We start from the raw sequence: 19,087 nt of genomic DNA, 5'->3' as shown, positions 1-19,087 counted from the left end.
CTTAAGCCTCCTCTGTCAAGTCAAAGAAGAGGTCTTCTAGACTGTCTGAATCTTGCAGCACCTCTTCCAATCGTCCCTGCTCAATAATGCGCCCATGATGAATCAAGACTACGTCATCTGTCACCATTTGTACCTCTGACAGGATGTGGGAGGATAGAAGTACCGTTTTCCCTAAATCAGCCTGCTGACGAATGAACTTTCTAAACCACTTAATCCCACTTGGATCCAGTCCATTGGTCGGCTCATCTAATATAAGAAACTGAGGATCACCCAGCAAAGCCGCTGCCAAACCCAACCGCTGACCTTCCCCCAGAGACAGGCTTGACAGGAGAGCCTTCCTCTTATGAGCAATTCCTGTCATCTCCAAAACCTCATCGATCCGAGACTTGGGAATAGCATTACTCGCCGCAATAATTCTCAAGTGGTCATAGACCTTTCGATTTGGCAAACCGCCAATGCCGTCAAAGGCTGCACCTACCGTTCTGAGTGGATAAGTCATTGACTGATAGGTTTGTCCATCAAAAGTCGCAGTTCCTGCTGTCGCCCGATCTAACCCCAAGAGAATCCTCAAGGTCGAGCTTTTACCAGCACCATTCGGGCCCAGAAAAGCTGTAATCCGCCCGCTTCTAGCTGTAAAAGAAATATCTTCCAAAATCTGCTTGCTGCCATGCTTCTTGCAGACTCCTTCTATTTTCACCATATGTTCCATACTGAACTCCTTTATCTTTATTTTCTCCAGTATATCCAATCTAGTTCAGAATTAGTTCAGAGATCGAGCAAAAATTCTAAAAGTTAATCCCACCTTTCAAAACTCGCTCTAGCTTCATTAGAAAGAACTCAGTTTTTCTTTTCCTTTACTTCATTCTTTCTTTATAATTCTGCGGATTTTGTATGGAGACTTTGTTATAATGCTAGTCTCAAAAAGTCATTTATCAAACTCCATCAAGAGCACCCTTTATGATATAATGAAAGAAGAAAACTGAAAGGAACGACCATGTCAAAAGAAGTTATTGTTGAAAGTTTTGAACTTGACCACACCATTGTTAAAGCACCCTATGTCCGCTTGATTGGAGAAGAAACAGGGCCAAAGGGAGACATCATCTCCAACTTTGATATTCGCTTGGTGCAGCCAAATGAGGACTCTATCCCTACTGCTGGGCTTCACACTATTGAACACCTCTTAGCAAAACTCATCCGTACCCGCATTGACGGCATGATTGACTGTTCGCCATTTGGTTGCCGTACAGGCTTCCACATGATTATGTGGGGACGTCACACCAGTGCTGAGATTGCAGCTGTTATCAAGGATTCGCTCAAGGAAATCGCTGAGACTACTACTTGGGAAGATGTCCCTGGAACAACCATTGAATCTTGCGGAAACTACAAGGACCACAGCCTCTTTTCAGCTAAAGAATGGGCGAAACTCATCCTAGAACAAGGAATCTCAGATGATGCCTTTGAGCGTCATGTCATCTAAACACAAAAGGAACCAGCTTTTAGCTAGTTCCTTCTTTTTTTATTCTCAAAATCTTGAGTTAGGCTTTTTCACGAATGACCAAAACGCCATCTTCCATATCTGCTTCCAGATGTTTAGCATCAAGGTTATCCAAGTGGAAGTCTGTCACCTTATCACGAATTTGTTGTTCAACCACACGACGGAGAGGACGAACACCCATGACTTCATCATAGCCTTCTTCTGTGATAAAGTCCTTAGCTGCTTGACTAACTTCCAAATCAATGTCTTTCTTAGCCAAGGTTTGGTTGACTTCAGCCAACATCAAGTCCACAATCTTAGAAAGGTCTTCCTTATTCAAGTGTGAAAACTCGATAACTGCATTAAAGCGGTTAAGGAACTCTGGACGGAAGTATGGTTTCAAACGCTCCATCAATTCTGGTTTATCTGCATCTTCCGTCAAGTTAGCTTCATAGCCAAATCCAGCGTTTGATGTTGCGATAATGACAGTGTTTTTAAAGTTCACGGTATTTCCTTGACCATCTGTCAAACGACCGTCATCCAAGACTTGGAGGAGAAGGGTGATTACTTGAGGATCAGCCTTTTCAATTTCGTCCAAGAGAATGATAGAGTATGGATTGCGACGAACACGTTCTGTCAAGGTATTGCTATTGTCATCATACCCTACATAACCGGCTGTTGTACCGATCAGCTTAGAAACAGCTGTGCGGTCACTATATTCGGACATATCCAAGCGGATAATTGCGTCCTTGGTTCCAAACATATCGAGCGCCAATTGCTTAGCAAGCTCCGTCTTACCAACCCCAGTAGGCCCTACAAAGAGAAAGCTACCGATTGGGCGATTGCCTTCATCAAATCCTGCACGGTTACGACGAATAGCACGAGCTACTGCTTCAACCGCCTTATCTTGGCCGATTACCTTGTGTTCCAAGCGATGAGCCATATCTTTCAAACGTTCGATGTCTGACGCTCCCATTTGTGACACTGGAATACCTGTCATTCGCTCTACAGACTCAGCCACATCGTTGATGCTTGCAGTCACTTTCATGTCTTCTGTGTGGTTTTCGACTTTTTTCTCTAATTCTGCAATACGTGTTTTAGCATTGAGAGCTGCTTCAAAGTCTTCTGCCTCAACTGCTTTTTCTTGCTTGTCTTTTTCTGCTTCAATTTCCCGTTCAACAGCATGCACATCTGTTACAGGATGTTGAGCTGCCAAGTGAGCTGCCGTTACATCGACAAGGTCGATAGCCTTATCTGGCAAGCTGCGTTGTGGAATGTATTGGATAGAATAATCCACTGCTGCTTTTAAGACTTCGTCTGGCAAGATAACATTGTGATGTTGTTGATAGAGGTCACGAATCCCTTGAAGGATTTTAAAGGTATCCTCTGCTGAAGGAGCATTGACCTTGACTTCGTTGAAACGACGAGCAAGAGCTGCATTTTTCAAGATAGTGTTACGATATTCGTCTTGAGTCGTTGCCCCAATAACTGTCAACTCACCTCGAGAGAGAGCTGGTTTGAGAATATCTGCAAGACCTTTAGAACCACTATCGCCTCCGATTGAACCAGCACCAAGGATTTGGTGAATTTCATCAAAGAAGAGGATGATATTTCCTGCTTCTTTCACTTCGTTGACTAGGTTTTGAACGTTTTCTTCAAAGCTACCACGGTATTGAGTACCAGCCTCAAGACCTGAGATATCAATAGAAATAATTTCCTTGTTCTTGATGGCAGCCGGAACATCTCCGTTCACAATCGCTTGTGCTAGACCTTCGACAACGGCTGTCTTACCAACACCTGCATCTCCGACCAGAACAGGATTGTTCTTGGTACGACGTGAGAGGATTTCAGATGTTTCTTGAATTTCCTTGTTTCGTCCGATAACAGGATCCAACTTGCCCTCACGAGCTTCCGCTGTCAAGTTACGACCTAGTTTAGCAAGGACACCGTCTTGTTTCATACCTGAAGCGTGTTGTTGCATTTGTCCATCAACTTCTGCATTTCCTGGCAATTGACCAGTTGCACGATAGTGAGCAAATTCCTCAGGTGTCACTTCACGTCCATTAATCAAGTAGCGACGGTTTTCAGAACTGTATCCTCGCATACCACTCATCAATTGGTTAAATAAATCATCCATGTTGTTAAAGTTATTAAAGTTGTTATTCATATTCTTTACCTCGTTTATTGTTAATTATTTGCGATCTCTGATATTGACTATCTTTGACCTTTGTTTTAAAAATTTTAGACTAGCTAACTAGCTACCCTACGTATAATTTCTGGTTTTTCTTTCTTAAATAAGCCTTCTATCATCTTCTTTTCAAAGTCTGTTAGATTTAACATAGGCCTCACCCCTTTCTAGGGTATCTGTCGTACATTTTCAAGAAATAGAATCGTTGAAAATGAGCTTTTTAAGGAATTCATTTTCCTTATGTTTCTACTATATCACTTTGGTCAGTAAAAGTCAATAATTTTTTGACCAAATTTGACTATTTTTTAAAAAATTTTTAAGCACACAAAAAGCCAGTCATATCGACTGGCTTTTCTCTATTACAATTGAATCTTAGCTCAATGCGTCATCCATTGAAAGAACTTCGTGGAAGACACGTTGTGTCAATTCAGTTTTTTGTTCTGGAGTGAGGTATTTAGTGTTTACACAGTATCCAGAGATACGTACGATAACGTCTTCACCTGACATGATCTTTTCGTAAACATCGTTCAAGTCCATAACGTTCAAGTTAACGTGTTGTCCACCGTTTTCGAAGTAACCATCAAGGATTGTTACCAAGTTATCAACTTGTTCGTCACGAGTCTTACCAAGAGCACGTGGAGAAACTTGAGTTGTCAATGAGATACCGTCAGCTGCGTAACCAAAGTCAAGGCTAGCAAGTGAGTTCAAGTTTTGCAACCATCCACCTTTAGCTTTGTTAGAAGGGTTCGCACCTGGTGAGAAGAATTCAAGTTTAGACAAGTTCACAGAACCATCTTCGTTGAGGTATACACCTTTGTGGACTGGTGAGTTACCAGTTTGTTTAGAGTAAGCAACGTTAGATGTGATTGTCAAAAGTGATACTGTAGCTTCTGCGTCTTTGTAAAGTTTGTGGCTACGTAGACGAGTTGTGTAAGCTTCGATCAACCATTCTGCCAATTCGTTTGAACGTGGGTCATCTTCACCCCAACGTGGGTATTCACCGATTGTTTCGTAATCGTAGATGTAACCATCTTCATCACGGATTGGTTTAACGGTAGCGTATTTAATCGCTGACAATGTATCAACAGTGTTAGCAAATCCACAGATACCGAATCCCATGTTGGCACGTTGTTTAGTTGGCAAGAAGGCCATTTGAACAGCTTCGTAGTTGTACTTATCAGTCATGTAGTGAATGATGTTCAAAGCATCTACGTAAGTGTCTGTCAACCAGTCAAGAGATTTTTCAAAGTTCGCTTTAACTGATTCGAATTCAAGAACTTCGTCACGAATAGGGTCGATGTCAAATACTTTGTAGTCTTTGTGAACATCGTCATAACCACCATTCAAACCAGTAAGAAGGGCTTTCAAAACGTTTACACGAGCACCGAAGTACTGGATGTTGTGGCGTTGATCTTCGTTTTCTGGGTCAAGTGGTGACACACAGCATGAGATACAGCTCATTTCCCCGTATCCGTCTTTAGCCATTGTTGTTACACCTTCGTATTGAATAGAAGAGTGTTTGTGGCTCATGTGCATACAGTAGCGACGGAAGTTGTAAGGCAATTTGTCAGTCCAAAGAACTGTCAAGTTTGGCTCTGGAGAGTTACCGATATTGTCAAGAGTGTTCAAGAAACGGTAGTCCATCTTAGTAACACGGTGACGACCGTCGTTACCCATACCAGCCATAGAAGTTGTGATGAAGGTTGGGTCACCTGAGTACAATTGGTCATAAGCTTTTGTACGAGCAAATTTAACTGTACGAAGTTTCATAACGAAATCATCAACGAATTCTTGGATTTCTGATTCAGTAAATGTACCACGAGCAAGGTCACGTTCTGCAAAGATATCAAGTACGATTGGCACACGTCCTAGAGATGTTGCAGCACCGTTAATAACACGGCAGACAGCCATGAAGGCGATATTAACCCATTGGATAGCTTCTTTAACGTTCATCGCTGGTTTGCGAACATCAACTCCGTAAAGGTCACCCAAGCGAACAACTTGTTGCAATGCTTGGTATTGAAGATTCACTTCTTCACGAAGACGGATTGTTTCTTCATCAATTTCTTTGATTGCATTCCAGTCGTTTACTTTTTCTTGCATCAAGTAGTCTGCACCGTAAAGAGCAAGACGTGCGTAAACACCGATGATACGTCCACGTGAGTATGCATCTGGAAGACCAGTTACAGTGTGAGCGTGACGAGCACGACGAATGTTTGAAGTGTAGGCACGGAAGATACCGTCGTTAACTGTTGTTACGTATTTAGTAAAGATTTCGTGAACAGCTGGGTCTGGTTCGTATCCATTTTCTTTCAAAGTAGTTTCAGCCATACGGATACCACCTTTTGGCATGAAGTTCAATTTGAAGAGTTCATCGTTTTGGATACCGAAGATAACTTCGTTTTCTTTGTCGATAAATCCTGCAGGGATATCAGCAATAGATGTTGGACGAGTGTCCATTGGGAAACGAGTTTCTTCGTAGTGAGCTTTTGTTTCTTCTACAATCTTTTTAATGTGAAGTGAACGTTCTGTTGGTCCAGCAAGGAAGCTTTCATCTCCATCGTAAGGTGTGTAGTTAGCTTGAACGAAGCGAGAAACGCTTGCTTTTTCTTTCCAATCTACGCCTTTGAAGCCTTCCCAAGCTTTATCAAAAATATCTTGTGCTTCAACAACTGTCTTAACAACCATGTTAATGTCCTCATTTTTCTTTCTAGTAACAGTCATCTGTTACATTCATGAGACCAGTATACCATACAGTAACCGATTTCAACAAGCGAAAAAAGGCTTTTTTATCACTTTCTTTTCTAATACAGTCTGTTTATCGGCACAATCTGTATTATATATTTGAAAGAATGAGTACTCTTTTCCATTTTTTCAGAAAAAAAGGTATAATGAATAAAAAATGACATTAGAAAGGAAGCAAAATGCTCATATTTCCATTGATTAATGATTTGTCCAGAAAAATCATCCATATCGACATGGATGCCTTTTTTGCTGCGGTGGAAATAAGAGATAATCCTAAGTTAAAGGGCAAGCCTGTTATCATTGGGAGTGATCCCAGACAAACAGGCGGACGGGGAGTTGTGTCTACTTGTAGCTACGAGGCACGAGCCTTTGGCATTCACTCTGCCATGAGTTCTAAAGAAGCTTATGAGCGTTGTCCTCAAGCCGTCTTTATCTCAGGGAATTATGAAAAATACAAGACTGTGGGGCTTGAAATTCGAGCTATTTTTAAGCGCTATACCGATCTGATTGAACCTATGAGTATTGACGAGGCTTACTTGGATGTGACGGAAAATAAACTTGGTATCAAGTCGGCAGTCAAAATAGCTCGTCTCATCCAACAAGATATCTGGCAGGAACTACACCTGACTGCTTCTGCAGGTGTTTCTTATAACAAATTTCTAGCTAAAATGGCCAGCGATTATCAAAAGCCACATGGTTTGACAGTTATCCTCCCAGAACAAGCTCAAGATTTTCTCAAACAAATGGACATTGCTAAATTCCATGGCGTGGGCAAAAAAACAGTTGAACGCCTTCATGAAATGGGCATTTATACTGGTGCAGACTTATTAGACGTTTCTGAAGTCACTTTAATCGATCGGTTTGGCAGACTCGGTTTTGACCTTTATCGGAAAGCTAGAGGCATTCATAACTCACCAGTCAAGTCCAATCGCATTCGTAAGTCCATCGGCAAGGAGAAAACCTATGGTAAGATTCTTCAGGCAGAAGAAGACATCAAAAAAGAGCTGACTCTTCTCTCCGAAAAGGTAGCTCACAATCTCAGCAAGCAGGACAAAGCTGGAAAAATCATTATCCTTAAAATTCGTTATACTGACTTCTCCACTCTGACTAGACGAAAAAGCCTCCCACAAGCAACACAGGATGCTAGCCAGATTTCTCAAACTGCCCTTCAACTTTACGAAGAACTAGCTGAAAAAGAGAAAGGCGTTCGTTTACTAGGAATTACAGTGACAGGATTTTAAAAAGCTTGAAGGAAAATTCCCTCAAGCTTTTTCTTATACAAACAAACGCACAAAACTATAGAGCAACAAGACACTACCGAGTACGATACGGTATTTACCAAAGAGTGTAAAGTCGTGTTTCTTCACATAGCTGGTCAAGAAACGAATGGCAACCATGCTGACTGCAAAGGCAACTCCCATAGCGACCAAGAGCAAGAACAGTTGGCCAAAACTCAAGAGTTGACCTGCTTTAACAAATTTGAAAATCTTTAAAGCACTAGCTCCGAACATAACAGGAATCCCAAGGTAAAAGGTAAACTCCGTTACAACAGAGCGGCTTGTCCCATTCAACAAACCACCGACGATAGTAGCACCTGAACGACTTGTTCCTGGTAAAAGGGCGAGGACTTGGAAGAGCCCAATGTAAAGGGCTGTTTTATAAGGCAACTTGTCTAGCTCTGTTACTGTTGGTTCAATAGCTTGGGCCTTATTTCTTTTTTCAAGATAGATAAAGGCAACACCATAGATAATCAACATAATGGCAACTGAAACCATGTTGTGGAAGTTGGCATCAAACCAATCATCTAGTTTAAAGACCAATAGCAAAGGCAAGGTTGCAACGAAGACTTTTGACCACAACTGCCAAGTTCGACGAACTTCGACCTTGTTTTTACCAGGTTTGAAGGGATTGAGCTTGTTAAAGTAAATTACCATAACTGCTAAAATGGCACCGAGCTGAATGACAACATTAAACATGGACATGAAGGCTTCATTTTGGTCCTTGTATTGGACAAATTCTTCAACCAAAATCAAGTGACCTGTACTTGAAATGGGCAACCATTCTGTAATTCCTTCAACAATCCCAAAAAAGATTGACTTCAAAATTTCAATAAAATACATACATTACTCCTTTTTCTGTCCTCTATTATAGCATAATTTCGGATGTTGCGATAGATTTTTTCTAGAAGGCGCCGATGCTACCACCGCCTCCGCCTCCTGAGAATCCGCCACCTGACGAACCACTTCCAGAAGATACAGAGTAGTTACTAGCTGTATTTGCAATACTAGCATAGTGGCTCATTTGAGCAGTTGAATGATAAAACATACTGTGCCAGCCATAAGCTACGTAAAGATTGATATCTGGATTCTCAACTTGAATCTGATAAGATTTCATCAAATGACTCACCTTGTCCGCATAACCAAATAAAGTAGCATAGACAAGGAGGCGATTCCAAAGAACAATACTCTCTAATTCTGCCTTGTCTAGGTGAGCGATATCGCGAAGCATGTTTTCAAAACTAGTCCAGAGATAGTATGCTTCTAGTCCTTCTTCGTTTAAAACACCATCACGAGTATCAAATCGGGTCGTCCAATAATAGACGGCAGCTAACATCAAGCTCACAAACCCAAGGATAGGAAGTGGCAGAGAAAGGTACCCGTGAGCATCCAAACTATACAAGAACCAGCCAAAACCAACGAAAGCAGGTAGAAGCGTAGAGACACCTATCGTCAATCGCAGGATTTTTTCCCCATTACTCAGTGGACGATAATAATCTGGAAGTTGCAAAGAGGAAACCCGCTTTCTCACCCCATCCTGCATCTGCTTCAGAGCTTGCTCGAAAGAAGACTTAAGCTTACGTCCTGTTTTCTGAATCCTTTTTTCATCAGCTGCTTTGGCACCTTGGTAAAGACTAGTTGACACTTGGTAATCTGCAAACAAATCTGAAACAAGCACTTCTTCTCTTCCTGAAAAGGCCAAATTAAGGCAATCTTTTTCAAAACTTGCCAATCCTTTTTCTTTTACGACTTTTAGACGGACCTCATCTCCATTTGAGATGATTGAAACATTTCCACGGTCAATCACATCCAATAAAGTGGCCTGAACGAGTTGGTCAAAGGTGAACTTCCCTCCTCCCTTGGTCAAGGGGCTGACTTCCTCTAAAGAAGTAGAGTAAACAGTTTCCGATAAAACCATCGGTTCTAAGTCCATTGGCGGTTCATAGAGACGGTGATTTTTAGCATATTTCTTCGATGGGGAGGTTTTTCTTCTGTAAATGCAGTATAAAATAACACTAAAGACTAAAGAAAGCGAGAGTAGCAAAGGGATGATCCACGTAACCAGAGCTTTGCTTTGAGCTTTTTCAGCAGTAATGGATTCCTCTATTTGTTCAAATTCTGCTAAACGATTGCCCTTCAATCCCTGATCCAAAGCTGTTCCAAAATCTTTTCTAGGCCAATATGCATGCAATTCAACCCCACGCTGACGAGGTAGGTTCTGTAAATGAACACGATAATCACCATCTATCTTTTCTACCTTGCCCTCTGTAAAGAGTTTCCCTGTATGAAAGAATAATTTTTCTGCTCCATTAAAGCCCGTTACTCGAAACTCAAATTTTTCGATAGGTTCTGAACTATCCGTCAGGGGCTGCCAATTAAGTTCCGCGATATCATCATATAGAAATAAGAGATTTTTTAGTTGCCATGTGATTACCACTTCAACGGTATCCCCCCCTTGGCCTGGATTATACACTTTTACAGTATAGCCTTCCGATTCTTCTATCACTTCACTATTGACATTTTCAATGGTAGCAGCATTCTTCCATACCTGAATCTTCGGACTGGAATCTATTTCAAAGCCCTTTGGCATCTTACCCGCATGGCCAAGTCCTACTAGTTGTCCATTAAAGTCTTCATCAAAATAATAGACTACTTTCTCCCTAAATTCTGCTGTATTATCTGCATGAATATACAAATCACCTTGATAAGAGCGAATCTTGAAATCAACCGCAAAAACAGAGAGTGGTAAAATACAAAACAAGCTAAATAAAAGCAAGAAAAAAGTCTTTTTCACAACACAATCCCCCTTTTTATCTTTGCTATCATTATATCATTTTTTATAAGTAAAGGCTTACTTGTATTGAAAATCTCACTATTTTTAGATACAATAGAGAGAGTCATTTTTAGACTAGAAATAGGAGAAAACATGAAAAAATTATGCTTATCTATCCTTGCTAGCCTAGCCCTTACCTTAGGACTAGTTAGCCAAGTCCAAGCCGACGAATATTTACGCATCGGGATGGAGGCTGCTTACGCCCCCTTCAACTGGACCCAAGACGATGATAGTAACGGCGCCGTCAAAATCGACGGTACCAACCAATATGCCAACGGCTACGATGTTCAAATTGCTAAAAAGATTGCCAAAGACTTAGGCAAGGAACCTTTGGTCGTGAAAACCAAATGGGAAGGGCTTGTTCCAGCCCTTACTTCTGGCAAAATCGATATGATCATTGCAGGTATGAGCCCAACGGCTGAACGTAAACAAGAAATTGCCTTTTCAAGCAGTTACTATACTAGTGAACCTGTTCTATTGGTCAAAAAGGACTCCGCCTATGCCAACGCCAAATCTTTAAACGACTTTAGCGGAGCAAAAATCACATCTCAACAAGGCGTTTACCTTTATGACTTGATTTCTCAAATTCCAGGTGCCAAAAAAGAAACAGCTATGGGAGACTTTGCCCAAATGCGTCAAGCTCTAGAGGCTGGTGTTATCGATGCCTATGTTTCTGAACGACCTGAAGCCCTGACCGCTGAATCTGCCAACGCTAAGTTCAAAATGATTCAACCCCAACCAGGTTTCAAAACTGGCGAAGAAGACACCGCTATTGCCATTGGTCTTCGTAAAGATGACAGCCGTATCAGCCAAATCAATGCGAGTATCGAAACCATCTCTAAGGATGAGCAAGTAGCCCTCATGGATCGTATGATCAAAGAGCAACCAGTTGAGGCGACAACAACGGAGGAAGAAAGTAGTTTCTTTAGCCAAGTCGCTAAGATCCTTTCTGAAAACTGGCAACAACTCTTGCGTGGTGCTGGTATCACACTCTTAATCTCCATTATCGGAACCATCACAGGTCTCATTATCGGACTTGCAATCGGGGTCTTCCGTACGGCCCCTCTATCTGAAAACAAGGCCATCTATGGCTTGCAAAAACTACTTGGCTGGATTCTCAATGTCTATATTGAGATCTTCCGTGGTACGCCAATGATTGTTCAATCGATGGTTATCTACTACGGTACAGCACAAGCCTTCGGAATCAATCTCGATCGTACACTGGCTGCCATCTTCATCGTTTCAATCAACACGGGTGCCTATATGACAGAAATCGTCCGTGGAGGTATCCTAGCAGTCGACAAGGGACAATTTGAAGCCGCAACTGCTCTTGGTATGACCCATAATCAGACCATGCGCAAGGTTGTCCTCCCTCAGGTCGTTCGCAATATCTTACCTGCTACTGGTAATGAGTTTGTTATCAATATCAAAGATACCTCTGTATTGAACGTTATTTCAGTTGTTGAGCTTTATTTCTCAGGAAATACTGTCGCAACTCAAACCTACCAATACTTCCAGACCTTTACAATCATTGCCGTGATTTACTTTGTCCTCACCTTCACCGTAACGCGTATCCTACGCTTCATCGAACGCCGTATGGACATGGATACCTATACTACAGGTGCTAACCAAATGCAAACGGAGGATTTGAAAAAATGACACAACCAATCCTTGAAATCAAACACCTCAAAAAATCCTATGGGCAAAACGAAGTGCTAAAAGACATTTCTCTCACCGTCCATAAAGGAGAGGTTATTTCCATCATCGGAAGCTCAGGAAGCGGAAAATCAACCTTCCTTCGTTCGATCAATTTACTAGAAACACCTACAGAGGGAGAAATTCTCTATCGAGGAGAAAACGTCTTAGAAAAAGGCTATAACCTCACCCATTATCGTGAAAAACTCGGTATGGTTTTCCAATCCTTTAATCTATTTGAAAACCTGAATGTCCTTGAAAATACTATCGTTGCCCAAACGACTGTACTCAAACGCGACCACTCTGAAGCTGAAAGAATTGCAAAAGAAAATCTCGAAAAAGTTGGTATGGGAGAACGTTATTGGCAAGCCAAGCCTAAACAACTCTCTGGTGGACAAAAGCAGCGTGTAGCCATCGCTCGCGCTCTCTCCATGAATCCTGATGCCATTCTCTTCGACGAACCAACATCTGCTCTTGACCCGGAAATGGTCGGAGAAGTCCTCAAAATTATGCAGGATTTGGCTCAAGAAGGCTTGACCATGATCGTCGTAACCCACGAGATGGAATTCGCCCGCGATGTCTCTCACCGTGTCATCTTCATGGACAAAGGCGTCATTGCAGAAGAAGGCAAACCAGAAGACCTCTTCACGAACCCTAAAGAGGAACGAACACGAGAATTTCTTCAACGCTATCTCAACTAACAAACAAAGGCTGCATATTTTATGCAGTCTTTTTGCTAACTGTTTGCAAAACAAAAGGCAGACCCATTTTAAGAATCTGCCTGTAAGCCTAGTTTAATCTTCAAATTTTTCATGATTCTTATCATAAAAATCAATCAAGCCTAGAGCTGTTTCAAATGAAATATTTTTTACCTTTGCACGACCTTGCGCTAGAGCGATGATTGACATTTCACGCGCATTTGTTTCCTTAGAGATACGGTAACCTGTGATTTTCTTATCACGAACCCAGCCAACAACTGATTCTACTTTTTCAAAGTTTGATTTAGCCATGTTCTTCTCCTATTTTGTTCTTTACGATACTGAAATATATCCATTCTTTTAGGATTATCTACAAAAAACATCTACTTATTGAAAACAAATAATGAATTGTTATTACTTAGCTTTTAAAGCTGATAATATGCTTGTTCGTATATCTTCAACTCCATCAGGATTTGCTGGTAGGAAGATGGTATTATTGCCCTTATTGTCTGCGAAATTATTCAAAGTATCCAAATACTGATTTGTTAATAGAATGGACATAATCTGGGCTTCCGTGAGTTCAACATTGGCTCCTTTTAATTCTTGAATAGAATCAGCAAGTCCGTCAACAATAGCCTTACGCTGTTCTGCAATCCCTACCCCGTGTAGGCGATCTTTTTCTGCCTCTGCTTCCGCCGCTGTCACAATCTTAATCTTATCTGCTTCTGCAAGTTCTTGCGCAGCGACTCTCTTACGTTGGGCAGCATTGATTTCATTCATTGATTGTTTAACTTCAGCGTCAGGCTCAACCTTCGTAATCAATGTTTTTACAATGATGTAACCATATGTAGACATTTCTTCTGCTACTTGCTTTTGAACTTCTAATGCGATTTCATCTTTTTTCTCAAATAATTCATCCAAGGTCAATTTAGGTACAGACGAACGCAAGGCATCCTCAATATAGGATTTGATTTGAGCTTCTGGTCTCATTAGTTTATAGTAAGCATCTGTGACATTGTTCTCATTCACACGATACTGAGTCGCCACATTCATGGTCACAAATACATTATCTTGTGTTTTTGTTTCCACGACGATCTCACTTTGCAATAGACGCAACTGCACCCTGGCCGCAATTCTATCAATTCCAAAAGGTGCTCGTACATGAATACCACTATTACTCAACTTTTGGTATTTACCAAAACGCTCGATAATAGCGACAGACTGTTGTCGTACCACATACACAGAGCTGACAATAATCGCTGATGCAATCAGCACTAGAATAAAGAGAACAAGTAAAACATGTAAAACCATGGGAATCTCCCCCTTTCGTCACCATCATTATAGCATCATTATAGGAAATTGGCAAATAATATGATAGCAAATTTATTTTAGACTAGCATATTATACAAAGTCTCATTTCCGTTCAGATTGATATAAGATGGGTCAAACTTTTCCATCCGATGAATCAAGCCAGCATAATCATGCTTATCAGCAAGAGCAATCCCAATCAAGACTGGCCCTGTCCCCTTGCTTGCTCGTTTGATATATTCAAAACGAGTGATGTCATCATTTGGCCCCAAAATGTCATTTACAAACTCTCGTAGAGCTCCTGGACGTTGTGGGAAATTGACTACAAAGTAATGCTTGATGCCATCGTAAATCAAGGCACGTTCTTCCATCTCTGGCATACGGTTGATATCGTTATTTCCCCCAGAAATGATACAGCAAATCGTCTTACCTTTGATATAGTCTGATAGAACTTCCAAGGCTGCAATGCTGGCCGCTCCAGCAGGTTCGGCGACAATCCCTTGCTTAGAATAAAGATCAATCAAGGTCTCCGAAATCAAACCCTCATCTACTCCAATAAGAGTTTCAACATTCTGACGAGTTGCTTCATAAGTCAACTGCCCAACTTTCTGCACAGCTATTCCATCAGCAAATTTGTCAATTTCTTTGAGTTTAACTGGTCCTCCAGCCTCAAAGGCTGCCTTCATCGAACGGGCACCATTGGCTTCTACACCAATCACCTCGATAGCGGGATTGGTTTCTTTGATATAGGTCGAAACCCCTGCAATCAGTCCGCCACCACCTACCGGAACTAGTACTGTATCAAAATCAATAGACTCTTTACGGGCTTCTTCAAGAATTTCATAGGCTACAGTCCCTTGACCAGCTTGAACATGGATATCATCAAAAGGATCAATGAAGGTACGGTTTTCTGACAACGTAAACTCTTGCGCTGCCTTAGCAGAAGCATCAAATGTATCCCCAACCAACTTGATTGTCACAAACTCTCCACCGAAAAAGCGAACCTGCCCAATCTTTTGTTGCGGTGTTGTGATGGGCATAAAAATTGTTGCAGGAATCTTCATCTCCTTACAAGTATAGGCGACACCTTGGGCATGATTTCCCGCAGAGGCACAGACTACACCACGCTCACGTTCTTCTTTTGATAGTTGAGAAATGGCATAATAGGCTCCGCGAATTTTAAAAGAGCGAACTCTTTGCGCATTCTCCTTTTTCAGATAGATCTTAGCTCCATACTTTTCTGATAAGTAATGATCATATTCCAGTGGTGTATTCACTACTACACCACTTAAAACTTTGTGGGCTTTCACCACATCTTTTGCACTTAGCATGTCTCCTCCTCAAATACTTTACAAGGTAAAAAGCGAGTTAGGTCCCCCCCAACTCGCCTTCTGTTTTTATTCTAAGAATTAGTTATAGATTTTGAAAGCATCATCGTCGTTTTTACCAACGAATGGCATTGCTTTACGTAGTTCTGCACCAACTTTTTCAATTTCAAGGTTAGCTGCTTGTTCACGGTAAGCAGTGAGTTTTGGACGGCCAGACTTGTAGTCATTTACAAAGTCATTTGCAAATGTACCATTTTGGATGTCTGCAAGAACTGCTTTCATGTTTTCTTTAACTTGCTCAGTAATCACACGTGGGCCTGATACATAGTCACCGTACTCAGCAGTATTTGAAATAGATTGACGCATTTTCTTGAATCCACCTTCATAAATCAAGTCAACGATCAATTTCATTTCATGAAGAACTTCAAAGTAAGCCAATTCTGGGGCATAGCCTGCTTCTGTCAAGACTTCAAAACCTGCTTCGATAAGGGCAGTCAAACCACCACAAAGTACAGCTTGTTCACCAAACAAATCTTCTTCTGTTTCTTCTTTGTAAGTTGTTTCAAGCAAACCTACACGAGCTGCTCCAACCCCTTTACACCAGTCCATGGCAATATTTTTCGCATTCCCTGTAGCGTCTTGGTAAACTGCATAAAGAGCTGGAACACCAAAACCTTCTTCGTAAGTACGACGTACCAAGTGACCTGGTCCTTTAGGAGCACACATGAAGACATCTACATCTGCAGGAACTTTGATAAATTCAAAGTGGATGTTGAAACCATGGGCAAATCCAACTGCATTTCCAGCTTCCAAGTTTGGAGCGATTTCTGCTTCGTACAATTCTTGTTGGATTTCGTCTGGTGCCAAAATCATGATGACATCAGCCAATTTAGTCGCTTCTGCTACTGTATAAGTGTCAAATCCATCTTCTTTTGCTTTGTCAAAAGATTTACCAGGACGTACACCGATGATGACATCACGACCTGAGTCACGCAAGTTTTGCGCATGCGCATGTCCTTGTGAACCATAACCGATTACGGCGATTTTTTTACCATCAAGCGCTGCTACTTTAACATCTTTTTCGTATTCCATTTGAACTGCCATAGTTTTTCTCTCTTTTCTATTTTTATTGCCTCATAGGCTGGTTTAACAAATTTAAGTTAGATTTTTAGTCGCGGGTAAATCCAGTTGCACCCGTACGAGCGATATTTTTAATACCGTATGGTCGAATCACTCGCAATAAAGCTTCACTCTTTTCAGCATTTCCAGTCATCTGGATCGTAATCGAACTTGGAGCCACATCCACCACCGTTGCACGGAAAGGTTGAATAATAGCCAAGATTTCTGCACGCTTCTCAGCAGGAGCAGATACCTTTACCAAGATAACTTCTCTTTCCAAGTGTGGTTTATCTGTAATATCCCGAATGCGAATCACATCGATCTGACGGTTGAGTTGCTTGATGATTTGCTCGACCTCATCATGTGAAGCCACATCAATAATGATGGTAATCCTTGATACATCAGGATTCTCTGTCGCACCAACTGAGATACTCTCAATGTTGACTTGACGACGAGAAAGGACACCTGTAAAACGATTGAGGACTCCTGAACGATTTTGTAGTTTTGCCGTTAACATTCTACGCATGGAACTTCACCCCCAACATCTCATGATTGCTCTTACCGGCTGGTACCATTGGTAAGACCTGTTCCTTACGAGAAATGTCCACCTCGATAAACATGGGCACATCCTCCAGAATGGATTCTAGATCCTTCTCTATCGTCTCTGGATTATCAAACTTGTAGTTTTTGATTCCGTAAGCCTGTGCCATCAGCTGGAAGTCAGGAAGAGTATCAAACACTGACTCTGACGTTCTACCTTCATAGAAAGATTCCTGCCACTGACGAACCATTCCTAGGGAGTGGTTATTCAGCATCACGACCTTAATGGGTACCTTGTAGATGTTTAGGATGGCTAGTTCTTGGTTGGTCATTTGGAAACCACCGTCACCGACAAACAGAACTACTTCTTTTTCTGGATTGGCAATCTTAGCTCCAATAGCTGCAGGAACTCCAAATCCCATGGTACCCAAGCCACCTGAAGTGACCAATTGACGTTCATTCTGATATGGATAATACTGGGCTGTCCACATTTGGTGTTGGCCAACGTCTGTGACAACAATGGCATCTCCATTCGTCAACTCGCCGATGCGTTCAATGACTGCCTGCGGTTGAACCACACGTTCCTTCTTATCATAAGAACGAACGCGGTTCTTGTCCTTAGTGACTTTGTCAATCCACTTTTCAGTATTATTATGAACAGTTGGTTCTGCCAGTAGCATCTGCAAGGCTTTCTTAGCATCCCCAACCACTGGAATATCTGCATTAATAATCTTGCCAATCTCTGCTGGGTCAATGTCGATATGAGCAACCTTGGCATTCTTAGCAAAGGTCTTAGGATTACCAGTCAGGCGGTCATCGAAACGGCAACCAATACTAATCATAAAGTCCGCTTCGGTCATGGCAATGTTGGCTGCGAAAGAACCGTGCATGCCTCCCATACCAAGGAAGAGTGGATGACTTGTCGCAATCGTTCCTTGCCCCAAAAGACTGGTCACAACTGGAATTTGGTAACGTTCAGCAAATTCATTAAGTTCATTAGAAGCTTCTGCATAGCTGATACCACCACCTGCCAACAAAACAGGTTTCTTAGCCTTAGACAATTGTTTCAAGATTTTCTTGATTTGCATGTCATTTGGTTCTATCGTCGGTTGATAACTCGGTAAATGGACTTCTGGTGAATAGATGAAGTCTGTCTCTAAGGCAGATACATCCTTAGGCAAGTCAATCACGACTGGGCCCGGACGACCTGTGGTCGCGATATGGACAGCTTCCGTAATGATACGAGGAATATCAGCTGTCTCACGGACTTGATAATTGTACTTGGTAATAGGCATGGTAATACCGACAATATCCGCCTCCTGAAAGGCATCCTTCCCAATTCCTGCTCGAGCGACTTGTCCCGTAAAGACCAAAAGAGGAACACTATCACTCATGGCATCCGCGATCCCTGTAATGGCATTTGTTGCTCCTGGTCCACTTGTGACGACGGCGACACCCAACTTTCCAGTTGATTTGGCATAACCTTCAGCTTCGTGCAAACAGCCTTGCTCATGACGGCCTAAAATGTGACGAATACCTTTGAAATTATAAATCGCATCATATAAAGGCAAGACAGCCCCACCAGGATAACCAAATATGGTATCAATTCCTAAATCACGGAGTGTTTCCAAAACTAGGTCCGACCCCGTCTTAGGAGAGTCTAAACTGATTTTCTCCATTGTTCCCCTTTCTCTTCTTTTAAAAATAGCTTGTTACTATCATACCATTTTTTCAAAAATTTTCAAGACAAAAGAAGCAATTTTCTGAATTTTCTATCTAAACGTGTTTTTATGAATGTTTTTCCTATTTTTATAAATATGAATAGGGAATTGAACGATCTTATTACTTCCAAATTTAATTTAGAGTATATTTTTCTAATCTT

General features: G+C 41.6%; 15 protein-coding genes. 4 read left to right on the top strand and 11 right to left on the bottom strand.

Annotated elements, in window-relative coordinates:
- Nucleotide 1 precedes the first annotated feature (1 nt).
- Nucleotides 2-709, bottom strand: coding sequence for an ATP-binding cassette domain-containing protein (locus HF881_RS08755; protein ID WP_169447165.1), 708 nt, complete (start codon nt 707-709; stop codon nt 2-4).
- Nucleotides 710-994: 285 nt separating this feature from the next.
- On the opposite strand from HF881_RS08755, the gene HF881_RS08750 reads away from it, so the two are divergent.
- On the top strand, nt 995-1,477 hold the full coding sequence (locus HF881_RS08750; RefSeq protein ID WP_000032544.1) for an S-ribosylhomocysteine lyase: 483 nt from the start codon (nt 995-997) through the stop codon (nt 1,475-1,477).
- Nucleotides 1,478-1,535: 58 nt separating this feature from the next.
- Here HF881_RS08750 and HF881_RS08745 read toward each other — a convergent pair whose 3' ends face one another.
- Together HF881_RS08745 and pflB are read right to left on the bottom strand one after the other, a co-directional pair.
- Nucleotides 1,536-3,641 carry an ATP-dependent Clp protease ATP-binding subunit gene (locus tag HF881_RS08745; RefSeq protein WP_169447164.1) on the bottom strand — a complete coding sequence of 702 codons (2,106 nt, stop codon included), beginning with the start codon at nt 3,639-3,641 and terminating at the stop codon, nt 1,536-1,538.
- A gap of 393 nt (nt 3,642-4,034) precedes the next feature.
- On the bottom strand, nt 4,035-6,350 hold the full coding sequence (gene pflB / locus HF881_RS08740) for a formate C-acetyltransferase (protein WP_025172329.1): 2,316 nt from the start codon (nt 6,348-6,350) through the stop codon (nt 4,035-4,037).
- Nucleotides 6,351-6,586: 236 nt separating this feature from the next.
- On the opposite strand from pflB, the gene dinB reads away from it, so the two are divergent.
- Complete coding sequence (gene dinB, locus HF881_RS08735; protein WP_169447163.1) at nt 6,587-7,648, top strand: DNA polymerase IV; 1,062 nt, start codon at nt 6,587-6,589, stop codon at nt 7,646-7,648.
- Nucleotides 7,649-7,681: 33 nt separating this feature from the next.
- On the opposite strand, the gene HF881_RS08730 is transcribed toward dinB, so the two are convergent.
- Both HF881_RS08730 and HF881_RS08725 read right to left on the bottom strand, forming a co-directional pair.
- The gene (locus tag HF881_RS08730) at nt 7,682-8,527 is read right to left on the bottom strand and encodes an undecaprenyl-diphosphate phosphatase (protein ID WP_169447162.1); all 846 of its coding nucleotides are present in this window, start codon (nt 8,525-8,527) and stop codon (nt 7,682-7,684) included.
- Nucleotides 8,528-8,588: 61 nt separating this feature from the next.
- Nucleotides 8,589-10,478, bottom strand: a complete 1,890-nt coding sequence (locus HF881_RS08725) for a DUF2207 domain-containing protein (RefSeq protein WP_169447161.1) — start codon at nt 10,476-10,478, stop codon at nt 8,589-8,591.
- A 132-nt stretch (nt 10,479-10,610) separates the two neighbouring features.
- Here HF881_RS08725 and HF881_RS08720 point away from each other — a divergent pair, with 132 nt between their 5' ends.
- Both HF881_RS08720 and HF881_RS08715 read left to right on the top strand, forming a co-directional pair.
- Complete coding sequence (locus HF881_RS08720) at nt 10,611-12,176, top strand: ABC transporter substrate-binding protein/permease (RefSeq protein ID WP_169447160.1); 1,566 nt, start codon at nt 10,611-10,613, stop codon at nt 12,174-12,176.
- Nucleotides 12,173-12,913: an amino acid ABC transporter ATP-binding protein gene (locus tag HF881_RS08715; RefSeq protein ID WP_169447159.1), complete on the top strand. Its 741-nt coding sequence runs from the start codon at nt 12,173-12,175 to the stop codon at nt 12,911-12,913. The genes HF881_RS08720 and HF881_RS08715 overlap by 4 nt, the downstream gene beginning before the upstream one ends.
- 93 nt (nt 12,914-13,006) lie before the next feature.
- On the opposite strand, the gene HF881_RS08710 is transcribed toward HF881_RS08715, so the two are convergent.
- The 6 genes from HF881_RS08710 to HF881_RS08685 all read right to left on the bottom strand — a co-directional run bounded on the left by HF881_RS08710 (nt 13,007) and on the right by HF881_RS08685 (nt 18,884).
- Nucleotides 13,007-13,222 carry a hypothetical protein gene (locus HF881_RS08710; protein WP_001130035.1) on the bottom strand — a complete coding sequence of 72 codons (216 nt, stop codon included), beginning with the start codon at nt 13,220-13,222 and terminating at the stop codon, nt 13,007-13,009.
- A 102-nt stretch (nt 13,223-13,324) separates the two neighbouring features.
- Nucleotides 13,325-14,221: an SPFH domain-containing protein gene (locus tag HF881_RS08705; RefSeq protein WP_084974060.1), complete on the bottom strand. Its 897-nt coding sequence runs from the start codon at nt 14,219-14,221 to the stop codon at nt 13,325-13,327.
- A 77-nt stretch (nt 14,222-14,298) separates the two neighbouring features.
- Nucleotides 14,299-15,549, bottom strand: coding sequence for a threonine ammonia-lyase IlvA (ilvA, locus tag HF881_RS08700; protein WP_084945604.1), 1,251 nt, complete (start codon nt 15,547-15,549; stop codon nt 14,299-14,301).
- A 78-nt stretch (nt 15,550-15,627) separates the two neighbouring features.
- Nucleotides 15,628-16,650 carry a ketol-acid reductoisomerase gene (ilvC, locus tag HF881_RS08695; RefSeq protein WP_169447158.1) on the bottom strand — a complete coding sequence of 341 codons (1,023 nt, stop codon included), beginning with the start codon at nt 16,648-16,650 and terminating at the stop codon, nt 15,628-15,630.
- Between the two features lie 64 nt (nt 16,651-16,714).
- Nucleotides 16,715-17,191: an acetolactate synthase small subunit gene (gene ilvN / locus HF881_RS08690; protein WP_001253806.1), complete on the bottom strand. Its 477-nt coding sequence runs from the start codon at nt 17,189-17,191 to the stop codon at nt 16,715-16,717.
- Nucleotides 17,184-18,884, bottom strand: a complete 1,701-nt coding sequence (locus HF881_RS08685; protein ID WP_169447157.1) for an acetolactate synthase large subunit — start codon at nt 18,882-18,884, stop codon at nt 17,184-17,186. The genes ilvN and HF881_RS08685 overlap by 8 nt, the downstream gene beginning before the upstream one ends.
- Nucleotides 18,885-19,087: the final 203 nt, after the last annotated feature.

Source organism: Streptococcus sp. WB01_FAA12 (genome assembly GCF_012843315.1).
Classification (GTDB): Bacteria; Bacillota; Bacilli; order Lactobacillales; family Streptococcaceae; genus Streptococcus.
The sequence above is the reverse complement of the archived record's forward strand: the minus strand, read 5'-3'. Positions and strand labels throughout refer to the sequence as shown.

What these genes read in the sequence shown, in the direction of transcription:
- HF881_RS08755 (WP_169447165.1), bottom strand. Translation starts at nt 709, where the DNA reads ATGGAACATATGGTGAAAATAGAAGGAGTCTGCAAGAAGCATGGCAGC.
- HF881_RS08750 (WP_000032544.1), top strand. Translation starts at nt 995, where the DNA reads ATGTCAAAAGAAGTTATTGTTGAAAGTTTTGAACTTGACCACACCATT.
- HF881_RS08745 (WP_169447164.1), bottom strand. Translation starts at nt 3,641, where the DNA reads ATGAATAACAACTTTAATAACTTTAACAACATGGATGATTTATTTAAC.
- pflB (WP_025172329.1), bottom strand. Translation starts at nt 6,350, where the DNA reads ATGGTTGTTAAGACAGTTGTTGAAGCACAAGATATTTTTGATAAAGCT.
- dinB (WP_169447163.1), top strand. Translation starts at nt 6,587, where the DNA reads ATGCTCATATTTCCATTGATTAATGATTTGTCCAGAAAAATCATCCAT.
- HF881_RS08730 (WP_169447162.1), bottom strand. Translation starts at nt 8,527, where the DNA reads ATGTATTTTATTGAAATTTTGAAGTCAATCTTTTTTGGGATTGTTGAA.
- HF881_RS08720 (WP_169447160.1), top strand. Translation starts at nt 10,611, where the DNA reads ATGAAAAAATTATGCTTATCTATCCTTGCTAGCCTAGCCCTTACCTTA.
- HF881_RS08715 (WP_169447159.1), top strand. Translation starts at nt 12,173, where the DNA reads ATGACACAACCAATCCTTGAAATCAAACACCTCAAAAAATCCTATGGG.
- HF881_RS08710 (WP_001130035.1), bottom strand. Translation starts at nt 13,222, where the DNA reads ATGGCTAAATCAAACTTTGAAAAAGTAGAATCAGTTGTTGGCTGGGTT.
- HF881_RS08705 (WP_084974060.1), bottom strand. Translation starts at nt 14,221, where the DNA reads ATGGTTTTACATGTTTTACTTGTTCTCTTTATTCTAGTGCTGATTGCA.
- ilvA (WP_084945604.1), bottom strand. Translation starts at nt 15,549, where the DNA reads ATGCTAAGTGCAAAAGATGTGGTGAAAGCCCACAAAGTTTTAAGTGGT.
- ilvC (WP_169447158.1), bottom strand. Translation starts at nt 16,650, where the DNA reads ATGGCAGTTCAAATGGAATACGAAAAAGATGTTAAAGTAGCAGCGCTT.
- ilvN (WP_001253806.1), bottom strand. Translation starts at nt 17,191, where the DNA reads ATGCGTAGAATGTTAACGGCAAAACTACAAAATCGTTCAGGAGTCCTC.
- HF881_RS08685 (WP_169447157.1), bottom strand. Translation starts at nt 18,884, where the DNA reads ATGGAGAAAATCAGTTTAGACTCTCCTAAGACGGGGTCGGACCTAGTT.